The following is a 19,609-nucleotide window of genomic DNA, read 5'->3' on the forward strand; positions in this document are numbered from 1 at the left end:
AAGTAAATTCCATCGTTTGGTTTCCATAATTTTCATTTATGGAAATGTTATTATTAGATTTCATTTGTTTGAGGCGTTTTTTTTAAAATGTCGTATAACGTCGGGGCATTGCCGAAGGATCGGCAAATAGCTCAGGCCTAAGCCCTGGAGCCGATCTTTTGGCAATGCCTTGTTATCTGATTTTTTGTTTTTTATTCACTCTCCTAATCTACAAAAAATTTCCAGTTTTGATTCCGAAAATGTAGGTTTTAATTCATTTTAATATTTTGCAAAATACAGCTTTGCGAGGTTTAAAAATGAAAACGGAAAATAAAAAAGGTCAAAAATGTTCTGAGTGAAATCACCCAAAATTTGCCTAATCATTGCCTTTCTGAAAATTTTCGGGTAACTTAGCCAAACTTAACAGCGAGTATTCGCTTTGAAAGTGAAACTTTCAGACAAAGTCCTCTTTGTAAGTTTGCCAGCGAAATCATTCTTATTTTGCTTTCACTCCGAACATTTTTACCCTTAAAATTCAATTAAATTTTCCGTTTAAAACCACATTTTTGAGATAAAAATTGCAGATAACTCTCAAATATACGCAACTTTTCCATTCCACAAAAATTAATAATTAGGGTGAAAATCACGTATACAGCGGTTTCTTTTTATTCTAAGTTTGCAGTTATGTAAAATGCGCATCTCCAACTATTTTAAATACGCAACCTAATTATGGCAACGCTCCCACTCGTTTTCGATAAAAAATATTTTACTCCACGCGAAGGTTCTCATCGCAATAAAAATGTCATCTTCCTCCAATTTTATAACGACATTGATATGGTCCGAATGCTTAAAAGCACGACAAAATGCCAATGGTCGCAAACCCAAAAATCCTGGCATGTTCCTGATAACACCGCGAACCGGGAACTTTTCGGCCTGCCGCCAAAAATGGTGGGCAAAGAAGTGCTTCAAAAAATTCATCCTGTTAATCTTGCTGAATTTCAAAAATACCAGGACCAGCTCGTGCTCAAAGGTTTCAGCTACAACACCCTGCGTGTCTACTCGTTGGAATTCGCGCAACTTCTTTATGTGCTGAAATCTTTTCCCATAAAAGACCTTTCCAAAGAAAAACTTCAAAGCTATTTCCTTTATTGTCACAAAGAGTTGCACCTCTCTGAAAACCAAATTCATAGCCGCATGAACGCGGTGAAATTCTATTTCGAAAAAGTGCTGCACCAGGAAAAAATATTTTTCGATATTCCGCGCCCGAAAAAGCCTCACTTGCTTCCTAAAGCACTCAACACCTCCGAAATAAAAAAAATTCTGCACGTCACAGAAAACCCAAAGCATAAACTGATTTTACAACTCTGCTACGGCATGGGATTGCGCGTGAGCGAAATCGTAAACCTCAAAATTGCACATGTTGATTCCCACAGCATGAAAGTGCTTATCGCTGCGGCGAAAGGAAAAAAAGACCGCTATGTGAACTTGCCACAAACTGTGCTGGATGATTTGAGGCTTTATTACCGCGCTTTTAAACCCGAAATATATTTGTTCGAGGGCCATGGCGGCGGACAATACTCGGTGCGGAGCGCACAGGCAGTTTTCAAAAATGCCATGAATAAAGCGCGGATAAGAAAAACTGTCGGCATCCACAGTTTGCGCCATTCCTACGCCACGCACCTGCTGGAATACGGCACTGACATCTCGCTGATTCAGAAACTCCTCGGCCACAACGACATTAAGACGACGCTAAGCTATACGCAGGTCAGTAACCGTAGCGTGGCAAAAGTACAGTCGCCTTTGGATCAACTTTAAAAAAAGGCTGTTTTAGGACCGAATTTTTTTTAGGAGCTAATCACGGTTTTGCATCCTTTGAAGATTTCGACCTGCTCTACGTTACAATTCCTCATTTCGGCACTCGCCGCTGCCGCGGCTCGCGCCTCATTCCGGGATTTCCACTGCGATCAGGGCTAGAGAAAGGTTGGTCATCTTTTCACCGGCAACGCAAAAAAATTAGCCGCTAAAAGAGGCAATTTTTGAAAAATGCAAAAAAAGAAAAAAAGGGCTTTTTAGCGGCGAAAAAACAAAGTTCAAGAAGAAGTATGATCCAAAATAAGCCTCCTAACTTCATTATTAAAAATTACCGCTTCAAATGGCAATTTTTTTCAAAATCTAAAAGCAAAAAAAACATGTGTTTAACTCCATATTTTTTCTAAATCAAAAAACGTAAAAAAATGCTCATTTAGCAGCATATTTTTTTAAAACGATTTGCCTACAGAATTTTACAAGAACTACGCTACAACTAGTCTTTTCGACGCTCGCTTCGCTCGCGCACCTCCCACTTCAAAACCGAAAAAAACAATGTATTAACAACAAAAAAATCTCCACCAAAGGCAGAGATTTATTTTTAATTCGGAGCGTTTTGCTTCCGGATGTCGGTTTTAAAAGTGCAGTCTTTATATCGGTCGTTGATGGAAATAAAAATGCTCGGCAGTTTTTCTTTCACCCATTTTTCTACCATCTCGTTTTTCTTTTTATTCAGCGCCATTTGCTTAATCCGGTCGTAATCCGTGGCGATATCCAGCTGGTGCGCTGCGATCACGTCATCCACTTTTACAATGCTGACGGTCTTGCGCTCCTGCGCTGCAGTGTCCTGGAAAACATCGGTGATGTCACCTTTGTTCAAACCTGCAATCTGGTAAGAAATGGTCGGTGGCAGATTCAATTTTTCAATTTTATCAGATCCGTCTTCCGGCGAGGTCATGATTCCTGCATTAAATTTCGTTTGCTTGTCATCAGAAAAACGGAACGCCGCGTCTTTAAAGCTTAATTTCCCTTCTATAATTAAAGTTCGGATGCTGTCCAGCTCTTTTTTCGCTGCCGCGATTTCTTCCTCGTTTGGTTCGGCTTTCAAAAGAATGTGGCGCGCGTCGTAATTTTTACCGCTTTTTTTCACAAGCTGAATCAGGTGATACCCAAAATCTGATTCTACAGGCTCGGAAATTTCACCTTCCGCCAAATTCAGCGCTGCAGCTTCAAACTGTTTTACCATTTTCCCTTTCGAAATATTGGTGTACAAACCACCTTTCGAAGCAGAGCCCGGATCATCGGAATAAATTCTTGCCTGACTTTCAAAAGATTCACCTGCAAGAATGTCCTGTTTGATTTTATTCAGCTTTCCGATGATTTCATCTTTATGAGCAGTCGTAAGTTTCGGATACATGGTGATTTGCGAAAGCGAAACCTCATCTTTTACCGCCGGCAGCTGAAATTTGAACGTGTTGTAGAAGTCGGTTACCTCATTTGGAGTAACGTCGGCTTTTTCGGTAATTCTCGCAAATTTGCTCTGTCCGTAATAATTGTCAGTATCAATTTTTTCGATGGCATTTTTCATCTCGTACGAGGTACGGAATTTATATTGCGCCAACATTGTTTTTTCGTCCGGAAACTGCCCTAAAATCTGGTTGTATTTCTGGTTCGCATTTTCTTTCAGCATTGCAGAACGGTTTTCAATCAAGGTATCGCGTTTTGCTTCGTAGATCAAAAGTTTGTTGTTTACAATACTTTCCACGAAATCGCAGCGATTCGGCACCGCGCCACCCTGCAGTTTTGCATAGTTCGCCTGCTCTGCGATATCAGATTCCAAAATAATTTCGTCACCAACCACCACAGCGATTCCGTCGACCAAATCACCCGCTTTCAACGTAGATTGCGCCTGGATTGTGATGCCGAAAAACACCATCAGTACGGTGAGTAGAAAAATATTTTTAATGTTCTTGTTCATATCTAATTTTTAGGGACTTGCAAAATTATCATTCTAATCGAAATAATCTGCATTTTTTATTATAATTATTTCTTAAAGTTCTTCTCCAAATCCTTCATAAATTCGGGCTGAACGGTGATTTTCGTCTTCGCTTTCTGCGTTGCAATAATCTCATTCATCTTCTGCTCGTTCACCGCATCTTTTATTTCTTCAATGGCGTCCTGCTGAGACATTTGCTCCGGCGCCAAAATTTTATCAATTGCAATGACCAAAGTTCTTACGCCAACTTCAGCTTTAAAAACTCCGGTTTTAAACGGCACTTTATATTTCGTGAAAACTTCGGCTTCTTTTGACATTTCACCCGTTTCGAAAGCCACCAAAACCTGCTTCTGATCGTTCAGTTTTCCGGCATATTTGGTTTTTAAGGCTTCCCAGCCTTTTAAGGTTTTAATCTCTTTCGAAATTTCTTTAACCAACTTCGGATCGGCAACAATGGCCACGCGGCCGTCTGCCCTTTCGCCCCACATAAATTTGCTCTTGTTCTGGTTGTAATATTCGGTGAGCCATTCCGGGTGTTTCGCGATTTCTTCGGAAAGATATTTGGTTAAAATAAAATCCGAATACAATCCTTTTTTAAATTCAGCCAGCTGCGCTTTTACTTCTTTTATTTCAGTAAAATTCTGGCTGTAAATACGCAGTAAATCCTGAGAATTTACATTGGTTAAAGCTTCAGACCACATGGTGGGCGAAAGTTTTGCAGCTTCCGCTTTTTTGTCGCCAAGCATTTTGCGCAAATCTCCAACTGTGATTTTCTGCCCCTTATATTGGTATAAAATTTCAGAATCTTTAGCTGCGGCAAAGTTCGCATACGATTTTTTTACCTGCTGAAAGGCCGGAAATTCTTTAAATGTCGCATCGCTTTTCAGGTATTCAATCATTTTATCCTGCACCAGTTCCGCATACAGCGTACTGTTCATTTCGCGCAGTAAAAAATCGCGATTCTTTTCATTTAAAACATAAGGATCTACGCTGTACAGATTGAAAACGTAATAATTGTCGTTGTACAAAACCGGTTCCGGCGTATAATAACCTGCTTTCTGACCTTTGAAAAGTTCGTAAACTTCATTAGGTAAAGTTGGTGAACCCAGGATTACACCGCCGTTTTGCTTTTCATTTTCGTTCGCACCGTATAATTTAGCGACTTCCTGAAAACTTTTTCCGGCTTTTAAATCCGCATAAATTTTTTGCTGCAATTCGGATGCATTTTCATTTTTTGGAAAAGTAATCGTGCCGAAAACCAAATAACCCAAACTTGGCCGCGAGTTCAGAACTTTAGCAAAACCAACATAAGACGGCGTATCGAAAAACTTCGTGTACGTATTGTTCGGGGCGGTTTTCACCTCGTTGTACATCAGATTGTCCAGACTTCCGGGTTTGATGTAAAGCGCTTTTCCACTGCCCTGCGTGTATTTGGTAATGGCCTCTTCCATCGTCAGCTTTCCGGCTTTCACATCGTTGTAAACCTGCTGATAATTATTGGTGTCGCCAGCTTTTTTCTCTAAGATAAAAACCTGGACTTCCTTTTCGGTTTGGTTGTCTTTGATATAACCATTCAAAATCGGATCGATGACCTGAGATGGAAAGAAAAATTTGCTGCGTAATTCTGCCTCCTTTTCGGCCATTTTTTCCCGGAAACTTGCCAAAGTATCAGCTTTTTTCTCCGCTGCAAACTGCTGGAACAAATGGAAATTCTGGGTAGAAGCGATGGTTTTTTCAATTCCGGCATTTTCCAGGCCATATTTGTATTCGGTTTTAAATTGGTTCAGCGAAATACTGTCGTTCCCGATGATCATATATTGCGCAGAAAGCGTGCTGGCAAGACCAAACAGTGCAACGAAGCCAAAAAATTTATTCATATATTCTTTCTTAATTAAATTTAAAACAGAAAAAATGCTGTTTTAGCAGGTAAAATTTATCTTTTAAAGATGCAGATTGTTGCGGAAGGTTAAACTTCAACTTCAAAAGCGGTTAATTCTTTAAAATCCTGGATTCTAGTTGTCATTTCACTTTGCGTAACTTCCTGCAGTCTGTCCGTCCCGAATTTTTCCACCGCGAATGACGCCATTGCAGAACCAACAATCAGTGCAGATTTCATGGTTTCAAAACTGAAGTTTTCTTTTTTCGCCAGATAAGCTGCAAAGCCGCCCGCGAAAGTGTCGCCCGCGCCGGTCGGGTCGAAAACTTCTTCCAGTGGCAAAGCCGGAATGGCGAAAATTTTGTCGTCACCGAAAAGCAAAGCACCGTGTTCTCCTTTTTTAATGATGACAAACTGCGGTCCCATTTTGTGGATTTTTTTCGCAGCTTTAACCAGAGAATATTCTCCAGTCAGCTGGCGCGCTTCTTCATCATTAATGGTAATAACGTCGGTTTTACCGATGATTTTCACCAAAAGATCCCAGGCGGTATCCATCCAGAAATTCATGGTGTCTAAAATCACCAATTTCGGTCGCGCTTCCATTTTTTCCAAAACTGAAAGTTGCACTCCGGGATGCAGATTTCCCAAAAGTAAAATCTCTGCGTCCTGCATCGATTCGGGAATTTTCGGTTCGAAATTTTCCAGCACGTTAACTTCGGTAACCAAAGTGTCGCGGGAATTCAAATCGTTGTGATATTTTCCGCTCCAAAAGAAGGTTTTTCCGTCTTTTACAATTTCCAGTCCTTCAATGTTGATGCCGCGGTCGGTCAGCATATCAAGGTCTTTTTGCGGAAAATCGCCACCGACTACAGAAACAATGCCGGATTCTACATTTAAAATGGAGGAAGTTAAACTGATATAGGTAGCGGCACCGCCCAGAATTTTGTCGGTTTTCCCAAATGGAGTTTCGATCGCATCGAAGGCAACAGAGCCCACAACTAATAATTTCATATAATTTCTTTTATTCTATTTTATTTCCACTCGAAAGTATCGATCAAGTGAAGTAAGTCTTTTTTAATATAATCTACCGCCGGCGCCAGAGAATCTGGTTTTGGCCGCGAATTGAAATAGAGATTTGCCGTAACGTAATGACGCGTAGAATCTGTCACGAAAAACTGCAGATTGCTCGCCGTAGGACCTTTCAGCTCATAAAAATTGCCGTACACCTTACGTTCCGGATAGCTGAAAGATTTGGTATCGATGGCGCTGGCTTTTATGGTATGTTCGTAAACCATTTTCTCGGATTCCTTCACGTGACGGTCGAAATCGTTTTTTATGGGAAAATAGGTCACAAAAACTTTGGCTTTCATCGCCGGATATTCTATGTAATACCAGCACGGCTGTTTCGCGTCGCGCACTGTTGCAAAAGTCGAATAATCGAAAGAAAAATTGCACGGGGAGATGAAAGTCTGGTATTTAGCTTCCGGATATTCCAGCCGAAGTTCACCTGAAGGTTTTGGTTTTGGGTCTTCCGCACAGGAAAACAAAACGAATCCTAAAAAAGTGAAAATGAGTTTTTTAAACATTGCGCAAAAATACGAATTACTTTTAAATTTAAAGTACCAATATATGGAGTGATTTCGGGAAAATTTAAACCATTTCGGTTTGCTGAAATATCCCCTCTAAAAAATTCTGTAAAGGTTTCGGGAAAGATTTTTGCTGCGCTTCTTCAGCTGAAATTAAAAAATATCCTTCTTTAGCGGCAAATTTTTGTAAAATCTGCAAAGACGGAAGTTGAATATGATCGAAAGTGATTGTCAGGTTTTTATGTGTGAGCTTATGAAAAACCGTTTTCTGAGAAATGAGAAATTCTGCCCATTCAGCGGGGATTTTTTCCGGAAATTCATACAGTTTTTTCCAGATGAAATCTTCTGCTCTCTGGCGGACTAAAAATGTTCCTTCGAATTCGACAAAGAAATATTTCAATTCCAAATCTGTAGCTTTTGTCTTTTTGGTTTTCACCGGAAAATCCTGAACTTTCGCCAGCTGAAATGCGAGACAGTCATCATTTAAAGGACAGCTTTCACAGAGCGGATTTTTCGGTTTGCAGATGGCGGAACCGAGATCCATCATCGCTTCATTAAAATGGCCGGCTTCGCCTGCGGGCATCATTTGCAAAGCCAATTGCGAAAAATAATCAAAAGCTTTCGAGCTGGAAACATCGAAATCATCGGCGAAAATCCGGGATAAAACGCGGTAAAAATTGCCATCTACAGCCGGAATATTTTCACCGAAACAAATACTGGAAATAGCGGCTGCGGTGTACTTTCCCACTCCTTTCAGGCTTAAAATATCTTCATATTTTTCGGGAAAATTGCCCTGAAAAGCGGTTAAAATTTGCTGCGCCGCGTGGTGTAAATTCAAAGCGCGTGAATAGTAACCTAAACCTTTCCAATACAATAGCACTTCATCGGTGGAAGCTTGCGCTAAAGTCTGCACATCGGGAAATCTTTGGATGAAACGGTTGTAGTGATTTAAACCCTGTTCGATGCGGGTTTGCTGAAAAATGATTTCACAGATCCAGATTTTGTATGGATCGTTGGTTTTTCGAAATGGCAAATCGCGTCCGTGGATGTGATACCACCCGAGCAGCTTGCGACCAACGTGAAGAAAATCAGCATTTTGTTTTTTTGTTTTCAAAAATAGTTATTATATTTGCACACCAAAAATATAAATAAATAAAGGAATGACAAAGGCAGAATTGGTGAATACCATATCAAATAAATTGGGGACTGAAAAGAATGAAACACAGAAGGTTATAGAAGCTTTTATGCAGGAGATCAGAACATCAATGTACAATGGGGACAATGTTTATTTAAGAGGTTTTGGATCATTCATCATCAAAACTAGAGCTGCGAAGACCGGAAGAAACATTTCTAAGAACACAGCAATCGAAATTCCTGCACACAATATACCGGCTTTCAAACCTTCAAAAACCTTTGTAGAGAAAGTAAAAACGAAAGTTGCAGTAAAATAGTCTTTATAATACGAATTCAACAATTAACAAAAGAAATATACGTTACAAACCTAAAAAATTAAATTATGCCAAGCGGAAAGAAAAGAAAAAGACATAAGGTTGCGACCCACAAAAGAAAGAAAAGAAGAAGAGCAAACAGACACAAGAAAAAATAATCTCTTTGCGATTTACAATATATTAATATAGTTGGTGTTTTTATTCGTATAAATTTCACCGACTATATTTTTGTTTTTATCCAGCGGTAAACGGCGAATATTTAGTATTTTTACGACGGATTTTTGCTTTTCCTTACCCAAAAACAAAAGAAAACACATCTATTAAAAAAATTGAGTGATTTTGTTTTGAATTTTCGAAATGAAAGTTATCCTCAATTATTTTAATCACTACCAAACAGAATGAAAAAAGAACTGATAATATCACATGAAGGTACGCAGTCCAAAATAGCTCTGCTCGAAGACGGCCGCCTCTTTGAACTTCACGAAGAGGAAGACAAAAGAGATTTCGTGGTGGGCGACCTGTTTATCGGTAAAGTAAAAAAACTGGCTCCGAACCTTAATTCGGCCTTCGTAAGCATCGGTTATGAAAAAGATGCCTTTCTGCACTATCAGGATCTCGGCCCACAATTTCTGACCTATAAAAAATTTCTGCAGGATACCGTTTCGAAAAAACAGCAGACTTCTTCGCTGAAAAATTTCGAAGTTCAAAAGGAAATTCCTAAAAACGGAATTATCGAAAAAGTTCTGGCTAAAGACGACAGCGTAATCCTGCAAATCACCAAAGAACCAATTTCCACTAAAGGTCCGCGGATTTCAACACAAATTTCCCTTACCGGAAGATTTCTGGTTTTAATTCCGTTCGACAAAAGTGTTTCTATTTCGAAAAAAATAGGAAGCGGCGAAGAAAAAGAAAGACTCCGTACGCTGATTGAAAGCATTAAACCCGAAGGTTTTGGTGTTATTATCCGAACCGTAGCCGAAGGCAAAAAAGTAGCAGAACTCCACAACGACATGAATCAGCTGATTCAGAAATGGGAAACTGCTTTTATAAATCTGCAGAAAAACAAGGTTCCAAGCAAGGTTTTAAGCGAAGAAGATAAAGCTTCATCGATTTTGCGTGATAATTTTAACGCAGATTTCGTCAATATTTATTGCGATGATGAGCAGATGGTGGACGATATGCGCAATTATCTTGAAGTCATTGCACCGGAACGCAAGAATATCGTGCAGTTTTACGATAAACCAATTCCTTTGATGGAATATTATAACGTGGAAAAACAGCTGAAACAGAGTTTCGGTAAACACGTAAATATTCCGAGCTCCAAAGGCGCTTATTTGGTTATTGAACATACCGAAGCTTTGCACGTCATCGATGTAAATTCCGGAAATAACCTTTCCGGCGGCGGCGCATCTAGCAAAGAACACGCACTGAACGTCAATAAAATGGCGGCGACAGAAATCGCGCGTCAGCTGCGTTTACGCGACATGGGCGGAATTATCGTCGTAGATTTTATCGACATGATTAACCCGGATCACCGCCGCGACCTCTACGAACATTTTAAAACCGAAATGCAGCGCGATAAAGCAAGACACAAAATCTTGCCTCCGAGCAAATTTGGTCTCATTCAACTTACTCGCCAACGTACACGCCCAGAAAAGCAGATTAAAACCAAGGAAGACAACCCGAACATCGACGGTGAAATCCTGGCACCAATTGTAGTTGTAGAAAGAATGGAAGAAGTGATCAGAAACCTCATTCAAACCGAAAAAGGCAAAGTTTTCCTTCATGTTCACCCGTTTGTGGAAGCTTATTTAACCAAAGGCATGATGAGCATCCAGATGAAATGGTACCTGAAATACAAAAAATGGGTCACTATCATCCCCCGCGATTCATTTAAATATTTAGAATACAAAATGGTGAATTCTAAAAAAGAAGAACTGATGAGCTATTCCAACTAAAATAGCAAATCACAATAAAGCACAGCTTCCGAATTACGTTCGGAAGTTTTTTTTGGCCTTATTTGGGCAAATTTTTGTTACATTTATAAATCACAAAAATTACCTGCTATGAAGACCAAATTTTCCATTTTGCTGTTTCTATTTTCATTCATGATGATCAATGCGCAAAGTTTTGAAAAACTTCTGTTTTCGAAAAAAGATATTCCAACAGTTATTATCAATGGAAATATTATAGCGAGTTCTGAAATTGTTAAAGAAATTCCTTCGGATAAAGTTAAATTTGTTGCCATGAAAGAGCCAACGGCGAAAGTGACTGAAACGTATAAAAGCTTCAGCAATTTAAGCGAATATGGTTTTATGCTCTGGAATATTGAAAATGTTGATATTAACACGAAAACTCAGGACGAAATCCGCAATTTTTTAGCGGCCGATGCAAAAACAAAAATTTATGTCGATGGATATTTGCTTTCCGACGGCAACTTGAACATCGCCACAAAAGCCATCAAGGAACTGGAAATCATCAGCCCGAATGAGCGCGACCTTCTCGCTGAAAAAATTATCAATATCTGGACTTTGGAAAAAGACAGCCGTATAGCGGGCATACAATCCGGCGGAGTAAATATTATTAAATAGTTGGCATAAAATTTCATGACTTCTTTCCTTGACCAAACTTTTACCAAAATCAATTTTGCGGAAAATCCTTTAATTAAAGGTGATTACGAAAACTGTATTTTCCAGAACTGTAATTTCAGCGACGCCAATCTTTCGGAATTTAAATTCCATGATTGCGAGTTTCTGGACTGTAATTTAAGTTTAGCACAACTGAACGGTACGGTTTTCCGCGGAATTCAATTTAAAGATTGCAAAATGCTCGGTCTGCAATTCGAGCGCTGCAATGATTTCGGCCTTGCTTTTTTCTTTGAAAATTGCCAGCTGAACCACTCCTCTTTTTTCCAGCTGAAAATCCGGAAAACGGTCTTTAGAAAATGCCAGCTTCGAGAAGTCGATTTTTCTGAAGCGGATTTATCTTCATCAACATTTGAAGATTGTGATTTGGCGCAAGCCATTTTCGACCAAACTATTTTAGAAAAAGCAGATTTCCGCACTGCTTTTAATTATACTTTAGATCCGGAAAAAAACCGCCTTAAAGCAGCAAAATTTTCCGCCGCGGGAATTTCCGGGCTTCTACAGAAATATCGGATTATAATCGAAGATTAGTTTAATTCATTAAAAAAATTCCGAGCTATTTCGCCCTTTTTTTTGATTTTTAAAATTCCACATTTTTCTTATCGTTTTTTGCTTTCATCGTGATTTAAAAATGGAATTGATTAGCCATTTTCTTGGACTTATATTTGCTGCTATGGAACAGGTTTTAAATGGTGAAAACGGAAAAATTCCTGCCTAAAACGGCATATTTTTCCGGTTTAGCTTTAAAACCGTTTTATGATACATTTCGTATTTATAAAAAAACAGAAAGTGAGAGAAAATGGAAAAGAGGAAACACAGCGATTTTAATTTCGAGAAAGGTTTTACGTTCAGTAAGCACGTACCGGAAGAAATTTCGCATTTCGACCGGGTTTTTGATGTTTTTAAGGATCTTCTCACGCATACTTCCGGTGATATAGAAGAAGCTTTTGAATGGCTGGACATGCTCGATAAAGAATACGATATTTTCACCGATGAATATACGCTGGAAGATTTTGAAGAAGACCTGAAAAAACGCGGCTACATCAAAGAGGAAACCGACGATAAAGACGGAAATACCGGCACAGGAAAAGGTAAAAACATTTTAACTGCGAAACTGGAAGCGGCTTTGCGTGAATTTGCTTTAGACCAAATTTTCGGCAAGCTGAAAAAGTCCGGCATCGGAAATCACACCACCAAAAAATCGGGTATCGGCGACGAGCGCGACGGCGAAAACCGAAATTTTCAATATGGCGACGACCTGAACGCCATCAACATGACCGAAAGTTTGAAAAATGTGCAAATCAACAACGGAATTTCAGATTTGCGCCTGACGGAAGATGACCTCATCGTAGAGGAAACCAAACACAAAGCACAAATGAGCACCGTGCTGATGATCGACATCAGCCATTCCATGATTTTATACGGCGAGGACCGGATTACGCCAGCGAAAAAAGTCGCCATGGCGCTTGTGGAGCTCATCAACCGAAAATATCCGAAAGATTCTATCGACATTATTGTTTTCGGAAATGAAGCCTGGCCGATAAAGGTGAAAGATTTGCCGTATTTGCAGGTCGGTCCGTATCACACGAATACCGTGGCTGGTTTGGAACTCGCAATGGATATTTTGCGCCGAAAAAGAAACACGAACAAGCAGATTTTCATGATCACGGACGGAAAACCGAGCTGCATCACTTTGCCGACCGGCGAATTTTATATGAACAGCGTTGGTCTTGACGAAAAAATTGTGGCGCAATGTTTAACCAAAGCTGCGCAGGCAAGAAAACTGAAAATCCCGATTACGACTTTTATGATTGCGCAAGACCCGTATTTGCGGAAATTTGTAGAAGCCTTTACGGCAATGAATAAAGGCAAAGCTTTTCTCACCGGACTGTCAGGCTTAGGACAAATGATTTTTGAAGATTACGAAAAAAACAGAATTAAACGTATTTAAAGGGAAGATGAAGGATGATGGTTAATTGTTAATTGTTAATTATTCCCTGACCACTAACATCTGATTACTGATTACTGACAACTAAATTTATGAACGATACAACATTTAAAGAATTAAAAGAATCCGGATACCGTCAGAAGACGATTACCCAGGAACTCCAGGAGAATTTAATAGCTAGAATTAAAGCAAAAGTACCGGTTTTTGAAGGACTATGGGGCTACGAAGACACCGTGATTCCGCAGCTTAAAAAAGCGATTTTGGCCGGACATCATATCAATTTACTTGGACTTCGCGGTCAGGCAAAAACAAAAATCGCGCGCAGCATGGTAAATCTCCTCGATGAATTTATGCCGATTATAAAAGGATCGGAAATAAATGACAGTCCTTTTGAACCGATTTCAAAATTTGCGCGCGATCTGATTGAAGAAAAAGGTGATGATACGCCGATTTCCTGGGTGCACCGCGACAACCGTTTTTTTGAAAAACTGGCGACGCCGGACGTAAATGTTGCGGATTTAATTGGCGACATCGATCCGATAAAAGCCGCAACTTTGAAACTTCCCTACTCCGATGAGCGCGTTTTGCATTACGGAATGATTCCGCGTGCAAACCGCTGTATTTTCGTGTTGAATGAATTACCGGATTTACAGGCGAGAATTCAGGTTTCGTTATTCAATATTCTTCAGGAAGGCGATGTGCAGATCCGTGGTTTTCAGCTTCGGATGCCGTTGGATATTCAGTTTATTTTCACCGCGAATCCGGAAGATTACACGAACCGCGGAAGTATCGTAACACCGCTGAAAGACAGAATTGGATCTCAGATTTTTACGCATTATCCAAAAACCATTGCCTTGGCGCGGGAAATTACGGAACAGGAAGCCCGGATTTCTGCTGAAGACAAAGAAAAAATCCAAATCCCCGACCTTGCTAAAGATTTGCTGGAAGAAGTTGCATTTGCCGCACGTAATAGCGAATATGTAGATGCAAAAAGCGGCGTAAGTGCACGGCTTACCATCAGCGCGATGGAAAATCTGGTCGCTGCAGCAAAACTTCGCCTTATCGAATCTGGTGAAAACAAAACTTCAATTCGCTTGATGGATTTCATGTCTATAATTCCATCGATCACCGGGAAAATTGAGTTGGTGTACGAAGGCGAACAGGAAGGCGCTGACCACGTTGCAAAACTATTGATTGATCAGGCGGTGATGACGCAGTTTGAAATGATCTTCCCTAGAATACCTAAACTGGAAAAAGATGGCGTGAAAACCGCGTATACGGATTTGATACAGTGGTTTAATCAAAAATCTATTCAGCTGAATTACAGCGATTCGGACGATGAGCTGAACCGAAAACTGGACAGCATTAAGCCTTTAAATGAAATTATTTCGGAATATGCCAAAGAACTGGAAACCGAAGACCAGAACTTCTGCAAAGAGTTGATTTTATGGGCTTTAACCATCAGCAAAAAACTCGATAAATCTGAAAGTGAAAACACTTTCACTTTTGATGGCGCGGGCATCGGGCAATACTTCCGGAATTAAGCAGCTCTCAATTTAGTTATTAAAAATACCCGGAAAAAGCAGGCAAAATTTGACTTTTAAAATTTTAAATGCAAGCCTGAATTGATGATTGCTAAAATCAAAAAAAAGGCAAGAAAAGAAGCTAAAAAATATTTTTGTAATTTTAAGTTAATCTTTTAAACACACTATTATGAAAAATCAGAGTTTAATTAATGCTTTAAATGAATGTGTGGCAGCCTGCAACGATTGCGCAAGCGCCTGCTTAGCCGAAGATGATGTAAAGATGATGGCGCGTTGCATTCAGACGGATATTGTTTGTGCCGAAATATGTAGTGCAACCGCAAAAGTGGTCGCTTTCGAATCATCTGTTTCGAAAGAAATGGTCGATTTATGCCGGAAAATCTGTGGAGAGTGCGCGGCAGAATGTGAAAAACACGATATGGAACATTGCCGCTATTGTGCTGAGATTTGTCGCAAATGTGAAGAAGCCTGCGGCGCTTATGCGGCGTAAGCAATCAAGACAAAACAGAAAAAAGCCTTATTTCAGGCGGAAAAAATAATATAGGATAAATTTATCCTAATTAATTGCCCAAAAGTTTTTATCTTCAAAACAATATTTCTAACTTTGCTTAAAATTAAAATAAATGAAACGTTTACCATTAAAAACAATGTTTGTTGCCGTCGCTTTAAGCGGGGCTTTGTTTACCTCTTGTAGTGATAAAAAGGATACTGCGGTAACCACAGATACTACTGCAGAAACTACAGCTGCACCGGAAGCGGCTGTTGAAGACGAAGCTGCAAAGCAGGACACTATTAAAATTACTTTAAATGCCAATGACAAAATGCAGTTCGACCAAACTGAACTTAATGTTTACGCTGGACAAACTGTAGAATTAACATTGAACCACACGGGTACAATGCCGAAAGAAGCAATGGGTCACAACTTTACCCTTTTGGCAAACGGCACTGATATGGCAAAATTTGGAGAAGAGGCTGCTAAGAATAAAGAGAACGACTATTTGCCAACAGACATGAGTTCTGTGCTTGCACACACCGATTTGATTGGTGGCGGAGAATCGACAACAATCACTTTTGCGGCTCCGGAAAAAGGTACTTATGATTTCCTTTGTTCTTTCCCAGGTCACTACTCTATTATGAAAGGTAAGTTTAACGTGAAATAAAAAAGTTCACATCATCTGAATAATAAAAAAAAACGGCACTAAAGTGCCGTTTTTTTCATTTAATTCAACTTAAAAAATACTATTTAAAATCTTCAGGTTTTGATTTGTTAAGCTCGTAAGATTTTACATCCAGCTGCATGTCCTGCCCCATTTGGTTTACTTTGATGGTAAACGGCAACTTCACGCCGTCAACCTCTTTGTAATTAGAATAGTATGTAGGGACTTCAACTTCTTTACCCTGCATTTTCTGCTTTTTGATTTCAGCTACTTTTAAACCGGTTTTAACGTCGTAATAGTAAGTTGCATCTGCGGTTTTCACTGCATACGCATCTTCACCACTAATTTTCTCAATACCGGCTAAAGTGTAATCTTTCGAAGTTCCAAAAGTCAATTCCGGGAAAAGATTTTTCTCTTTTGCGTAAGTTGCCGCCATTTCTGCTGGCATATCCATTTTATTTCCCTGTGCCGACATGCTGCCTTTCGTTCCGTCGAAAGTAATTTTCTGCACGGTGTTTCCCATCATAGAAACTTCCATATTCATTTTTCCGCCAAGTGCCTGGGTATTTTTAATTCCCAATTCCATTCCCTGCATTTTGGTTGAAGAATTTGAAGAGATAGAAGTCACTTTTGAAACTTTGTCTTTACCGCCGATTGCTGTTAAATATTTATCAGCAACGCTGGCAACCGTTACATTTGCGTCAGCTTTTTTTACTTCAGGTTTTGATGTGGGATTTCCGTATTTATCGAAATATTTCACCGGATAACCCAAAGTATCTAACTGATCTGCAAACTGGCTCGCTTTTCCTGCCACAAATATTCTCATATTATTTGGCTTGATGAAGCTGTCTGAAGCTTTTTGAACCTGCTCAACGGTCAATGCGTCGACGGATTTCAAATAATTGGTATAAAAATCTTTCGGTAAATCCTGAGTAATCAGGTTTAAGGCAAAACGCGCCACGGTTTCCGGTCTTTCAAGGGAAAGAATGAAAGAACCTTTCAGTTTTTCTTTTGCGTTGCGCAATTCTTCCGGTTTAATGGTTTTAATTCCGTTAATTTCCGTCATGAATTCTTTAATGGCTTTGTCGGTAACTTCACCACGCACGTTGGCTGTTCCACCAAAACTGGAATCATATTTCGACGTATCCAAAGAAGTATAGGCGCCGTAGGTAAATCCATTTTTCTCGCGGAGATTCATATTTACGCGGGTTTCCAAACTTCCGCCACCCAAAATATAATTCGCTGTTGTAGCGGCAAAATATTGTGGATCTTTCATTTTCAAGTTATGCAGATCACCTAAAAGCACAACAGATTGCGCCGCAGTCGGCACATCTACGACATCAATTTCTGTTTTCGCAACATTAGCAAAAGTGGGCATCGCCGGATATTTATAATCCGATTTTTTCCAGCTGCTGAAGGCATTTTCTATCATTTTCTTTACCTCAGCATATTTCACATCGCCGATGACAACTAAATAAGCATTGTTTGGCGCGTAAGATTTTTTGTAATAATCCTGAACATCAGCCAAAGTGATTGCGTTCAAGGTTTCTTCAGTTTCAAACTCGCCTTTCGCGGTATTTTTTCCGTAAGTTAAAACATTGAAAACGCGGTTTCCGATCGCCTGTGCGCTCAGCTCACTGGATTTCAAACCTGCAATTCCTCTTTCTTTGGACTTACTTAATTCTTCAGCAGAAAATTTTGGGTCAATGACTCCAGACGCAAAAAGCGACAAGATTTCCGGGTAATATTTTGAAAGCGTGTTTGCGCTCGCACCGTTTGGTCCATAATTAATGGAAGCACCTAAGAAATCTACTTTTTTGTTGAAGTCGTCTTTGGAAATTTTTGAAGTTCCGCTTCCCAACAAATCCGCCATAATTCCGCTTACACCGGCTTTATTTCCTTCTACCATCGGTGGATGATCGAAAGTTAAAGTCGTGTTCACGCGTGGCAGCTTGTGATCTTCCACCACCATCACCGTTAAACCGTTTTTCAGTTTAAAGGATTGTGGTTTTGCGATATTTACAGTCGGAGTGGGTCCCGGCGTCGGCATTTTGTTCAGGTCGATCGTCTGTGCGCTCAGAAAGCCAGAAACAAAAAATACGGCCGCAATACTATATAATGATTTTTTCATTTTCGTTTATTTTTTTTCTGGTAAATAGTTAATAATAACGCGCTGGTTGCTGTTCAGGTATTTTTTTGCCGCTTCGCGAATGTCTTCACGCGTAATATTTCGGTAAATATCAATTTCTTTGTTGATAAGGTTCGTGTCGCCTTTTAATACGTGCGCTGTGGCGAGTGAGCTCGCTATTCCCTGAATACTTGAATTTGCATTTACAAACTGATTTTCAAACTGATTCTGAAGTTTCTGGAAATCTTCTTCGCTGATAAGCGTCGTCTGTAATTTTTTCACTTCTGCATCAATGTCAGCGCGCAAAGCAGCTTCAGTAGTGTTTCCTAACGGAATGGCAAAAAATGCAAAAACGCTGTAATCTTCCTGACCAAGATTTATTGCCTGCACCTGCAGCGCTTTTTTATCCTGATCAACAAGTTTTTTGTAAAGTACAGAGGATTTCCCGTTGCTTAAATAAGAAGAGATCATATCTAAAACTTTAGAATCGCGCGTTTTATCACCCGGTGTTCTGTATGTGTACAGGTAAGCCGGCAGCTGAATATTCGGATCGGTGTAAGTCATTACCGTTTCCTGCGTAATCGGATCTTCTTTCGGCAAATTTCTTACAACCGGCGCACCTTTCGGAATTCCCGCAAAATAAGCGTCAATTAATTTCTTCGCTTCAGCGGTTTTAAAATCTCCGGCAACGACCAAAGTGGCGTTGTTCGGCACGTAATATTTTTTGAAGAAAGTCAAAAATTCTTCCAGTTTAGCAGAATCCAGATCTTCCATTTCACCAATCGTGGTGTTTTTGTACGGGTGATTTTTAAACAAACCGGTTTTTATGGCTTTCATGATATTCCCGTACGGCTGGTTGTCCACACGCATTCTTTTTTCCTCTTTCACCACTTCGTTTTGTGTATCAACGCCAATTTGGTTAATTACCGGATGTCTCAACCTTTCAGATTCCATCCACAAACCGAGTTGAAGGTTGTTAGACGGGAAAGTTTCGTAGTAATACGTTCGGTCATCGGTCGTGTTCGCGTTGTTAGAACCGCCGTTTGCGCCCACGATTTTCATCCATTCACCGCGCTTGATGTTCGGCGTGCCTTCAAAAAGCAAATGCTCAAAAAAGTGCGCAAAACCCGTACGGTTTGCAATTTCATCTTTGGCACCCACGTGATACATCACCGCGGTGGTAACTACAGGCGCTTTGTTGTCCTGGTGCAGAATCACATGCATGCCGTTGGGCAAATCATATTCTTCAAACTTAATTTCCTGAGCCTGTGACAAAACTCCCAAAAGCAGGAGGCCAAAAGCTGAAAAAGATTTTTTTATCATAATATTATATTAATTCTATCATTAATAAGTAGTGCATTTGTCGTAATCGTTACACAATTTATAAAGATTTCTGCAAGCTGCCGCGAGGTTTGCAGAAAAAGTTGCTAAAAGGGAAAAATTTGCGCTTTTAGCAGCATATTTTTCTGGGTGCCTTTTTCCGTCTTCCAGTCCCT

Annotated in this window: 16 protein-coding genes; 9 read left to right on the forward strand and 7 right to left on the reverse strand. The window is 39.9% G+C overall.

Annotation, left to right across the window (positions count from 1 at the left end; translation table 11 throughout):
- The first annotated feature begins 708 nt into the window (after window positions 1-708).
- Window positions 709-1,794, forward strand: a complete 1,086-nt coding sequence (locus BMZ55_RS10745; RefSeq protein ID WP_089820357.1) for a tyrosine-type recombinase/integrase — start codon at window positions 709-711, stop codon at window positions 1,792-1,794.
- Between the two features lie 592 nt (window positions 1,795-2,386).
- On the opposite strand, the gene BMZ55_RS10755 is transcribed toward BMZ55_RS10745, so the two are convergent.
- From BMZ55_RS10755 to mutY, 5 genes are all read right to left on the reverse strand, one after another.
- Window positions 2,387-3,763, reverse strand: coding sequence for a peptidylprolyl isomerase (locus tag BMZ55_RS10755; protein ID WP_089820359.1), 1,377 nt, complete (start codon window positions 3,761-3,763; stop codon window positions 2,387-2,389).
- 65 nt (window positions 3,764-3,828) lie between these two features.
- Window positions 3,829-5,658, reverse strand: coding sequence for a hypothetical protein (locus BMZ55_RS10760; protein WP_089820360.1), 1,830 nt, complete (start codon window positions 5,656-5,658; stop codon window positions 3,829-3,831).
- An 89-nt stretch (window positions 5,659-5,747) separates the two neighbouring features.
- Window positions 5,748-6,668, reverse strand: a complete 921-nt coding sequence (locus tag BMZ55_RS10765) for a PfkB family carbohydrate kinase (protein ID WP_089820361.1) — start codon at window positions 6,666-6,668, stop codon at window positions 5,748-5,750.
- Window positions 6,669-6,688: 20 nt separating this feature from the next.
- Complete coding sequence (gene gldD, locus BMZ55_RS10770; protein ID WP_089820362.1) at window positions 6,689-7,243, reverse strand: gliding motility lipoprotein GldD; 555 nt, start codon at window positions 7,241-7,243, stop codon at window positions 6,689-6,691.
- A gap of 64 nt (window positions 7,244-7,307) precedes the next feature.
- Window positions 7,308-8,357 carry an A/G-specific adenine glycosylase gene (mutY, locus tag BMZ55_RS10775; RefSeq protein ID WP_089820363.1) on the reverse strand — a complete coding sequence of 350 codons (1,050 nt, stop codon included), beginning with the start codon at window positions 8,355-8,357 and terminating at the stop codon, window positions 7,308-7,310.
- 46 nt (window positions 8,358-8,403) lie between these two features.
- Here mutY and BMZ55_RS10780 point away from each other — a divergent pair, with 46 nt between their 5' ends.
- The 8 genes from BMZ55_RS10780 to azu all read left to right on the forward strand — a co-directional run bounded on the left by BMZ55_RS10780 (window position 8,404) and on the right by azu (window position 15,988).
- Window positions 8,404-8,694 (forward strand): HU family DNA-binding protein, encoded by a 291-nt coding sequence (locus BMZ55_RS10780; RefSeq protein ID WP_039346147.1) that lies wholly within the window; start codon window positions 8,404-8,406, stop codon window positions 8,692-8,694.
- 395 nt (window positions 8,695-9,089) lie between these two features.
- Entirely contained in the window at window positions 9,090-10,649 is a 1,560-nt protein-coding gene (locus BMZ55_RS10785) for an Rne/Rng family ribonuclease (RefSeq protein WP_089820364.1), read from the forward strand.
- 108 nt (window positions 10,650-10,757) lie between these two features.
- Window positions 10,758-11,282, forward strand: a complete 525-nt coding sequence (locus tag BMZ55_RS10790) for a hypothetical protein (RefSeq protein WP_143068777.1) — start codon at window positions 10,758-10,760, stop codon at window positions 11,280-11,282.
- A 15-nt stretch (window positions 11,283-11,297) separates the two neighbouring features.
- Window positions 11,298-11,867, forward strand: coding sequence for a pentapeptide repeat-containing protein (locus BMZ55_RS10795; RefSeq protein WP_089820366.1), 570 nt, complete (start codon window positions 11,298-11,300; stop codon window positions 11,865-11,867).
- Between the two features lie 268 nt (window positions 11,868-12,135).
- Window positions 12,136-13,287, forward strand: a complete 1,152-nt coding sequence (locus BMZ55_RS10800) for a vWA domain-containing protein (RefSeq protein WP_089820367.1) — start codon at window positions 12,136-12,138, stop codon at window positions 13,285-13,287.
- A gap of 89 nt (window positions 13,288-13,376) precedes the next feature.
- Window positions 13,377-14,828, forward strand: a complete 1,452-nt coding sequence (locus BMZ55_RS10805) for a sigma 54-interacting transcriptional regulator (protein WP_089820368.1) — start codon at window positions 13,377-13,379, stop codon at window positions 14,826-14,828.
- Window positions 14,829-14,997: 169 nt separating this feature from the next.
- Window positions 14,998-15,318 carry a four-helix bundle copper-binding protein gene (locus tag BMZ55_RS10810; protein WP_089820369.1) on the forward strand — a complete coding sequence of 107 codons (321 nt, stop codon included), beginning with the start codon at window positions 14,998-15,000 and terminating at the stop codon, window positions 15,316-15,318.
- Between the two features lie 133 nt (window positions 15,319-15,451).
- Window positions 15,452-15,988, forward strand: a complete 537-nt coding sequence (gene azu / locus BMZ55_RS10815; protein ID WP_089820370.1) for an azurin — start codon at window positions 15,452-15,454, stop codon at window positions 15,986-15,988.
- 79 nt (window positions 15,989-16,067) lie between these two features.
- Here the strand turns inward: azu and BMZ55_RS10820 are convergent, their stop codons facing one another.
- Together BMZ55_RS10820 and BMZ55_RS10825 are read right to left on the reverse strand one after the other, a co-directional pair.
- A complete protein-coding gene (locus tag BMZ55_RS10820) occupies window positions 16,068-18,116 on the reverse strand; it encodes a M16 family metallopeptidase (RefSeq protein WP_089820371.1) in 2,049 nt (682 codons plus the stop codon).
- A 6-nt stretch (window positions 18,117-18,122) separates the two neighbouring features.
- Complete coding sequence (locus tag BMZ55_RS10825) at window positions 18,123-19,436, reverse strand: M16 family metallopeptidase (protein ID WP_089820372.1); 1,314 nt, start codon at window positions 19,434-19,436, stop codon at window positions 18,123-18,125.
- Between the last annotated feature and the right edge of the window lie 173 nt (window positions 19,437-19,609).

It is taken from the genome of Kaistella treverensis, from assembly GCF_900114045.1.
In the GTDB taxonomy this organism is placed as follows: domain Bacteria; phylum Bacteroidota; class Bacteroidia; order Flavobacteriales; family Weeksellaceae; genus Kaistella; species Kaistella treverensis.

Coding starts and splice junctions, on each gene's coding strand:
- BMZ55_RS10790 (WP_143068777.1), top strand. CDS start 10,758: ATGAAGACCAAATTTTCCATTTTGCTGTTTCTATTTTCATTCATGATG.
- gldD (WP_089820362.1), bottom strand. CDS start 7,243: ATGTTTAAAAAACTCATTTTCACTTTTTTAGGATTCGTTTTGTTTTCC.
- BMZ55_RS10780 (WP_039346147.1), top strand. CDS start 8,404: ATGACAAAGGCAGAATTGGTGAATACCATATCAAATAAATTGGGGACT.
- azu (WP_089820370.1), top strand. CDS start 15,452: ATGAAACGTTTACCATTAAAAACAATGTTTGTTGCCGTCGCTTTAAGC.
- BMZ55_RS10825 (WP_089820372.1), bottom strand. CDS start 19,436: ATGATAAAAAAATCTTTTTCAGCTTTTGGCCTCCTGCTTTTGGGAGTT.
- BMZ55_RS10800 (WP_089820367.1), top strand. CDS start 12,136: ATGGAAAAGAGGAAACACAGCGATTTTAATTTCGAGAAAGGTTTTACG.
- BMZ55_RS10805 (WP_089820368.1), top strand. CDS start 13,377: ATGAACGATACAACATTTAAAGAATTAAAAGAATCCGGATACCGTCAG.
- BMZ55_RS10765 (WP_089820361.1), bottom strand. CDS start 6,668: ATGAAATTATTAGTTGTGGGCTCTGTTGCCTTCGATGCGATCGAAACT.
- BMZ55_RS10785 (WP_089820364.1), top strand. CDS start 9,090: ATGAAAAAAGAACTGATAATATCACATGAAGGTACGCAGTCCAAAATA.
- BMZ55_RS10755 (WP_089820359.1), bottom strand. CDS start 3,763: ATGAACAAGAACATTAAAAATATTTTTCTACTCACCGTACTGATGGTG.
- BMZ55_RS10760 (WP_089820360.1), bottom strand. CDS start 5,658: ATGAATAAATTTTTTGGCTTCGTTGCACTGTTTGGTCTTGCCAGCACG.
- BMZ55_RS10745 (WP_089820357.1), top strand. CDS start 709: ATGGCAACGCTCCCACTCGTTTTCGATAAAAAATATTTTACTCCACGC.
- BMZ55_RS10820 (WP_089820371.1), bottom strand. CDS start 18,116: ATGAAAAAATCATTATATAGTATTGCGGCCGTATTTTTTGTTTCTGGC.
- BMZ55_RS10795 (WP_089820366.1), top strand. CDS start 11,298: ATGACTTCTTTCCTTGACCAAACTTTTACCAAAATCAATTTTGCGGAA.
- BMZ55_RS10810 (WP_089820369.1), top strand. CDS start 14,998: ATGAAAAATCAGAGTTTAATTAATGCTTTAAATGAATGTGTGGCAGCC.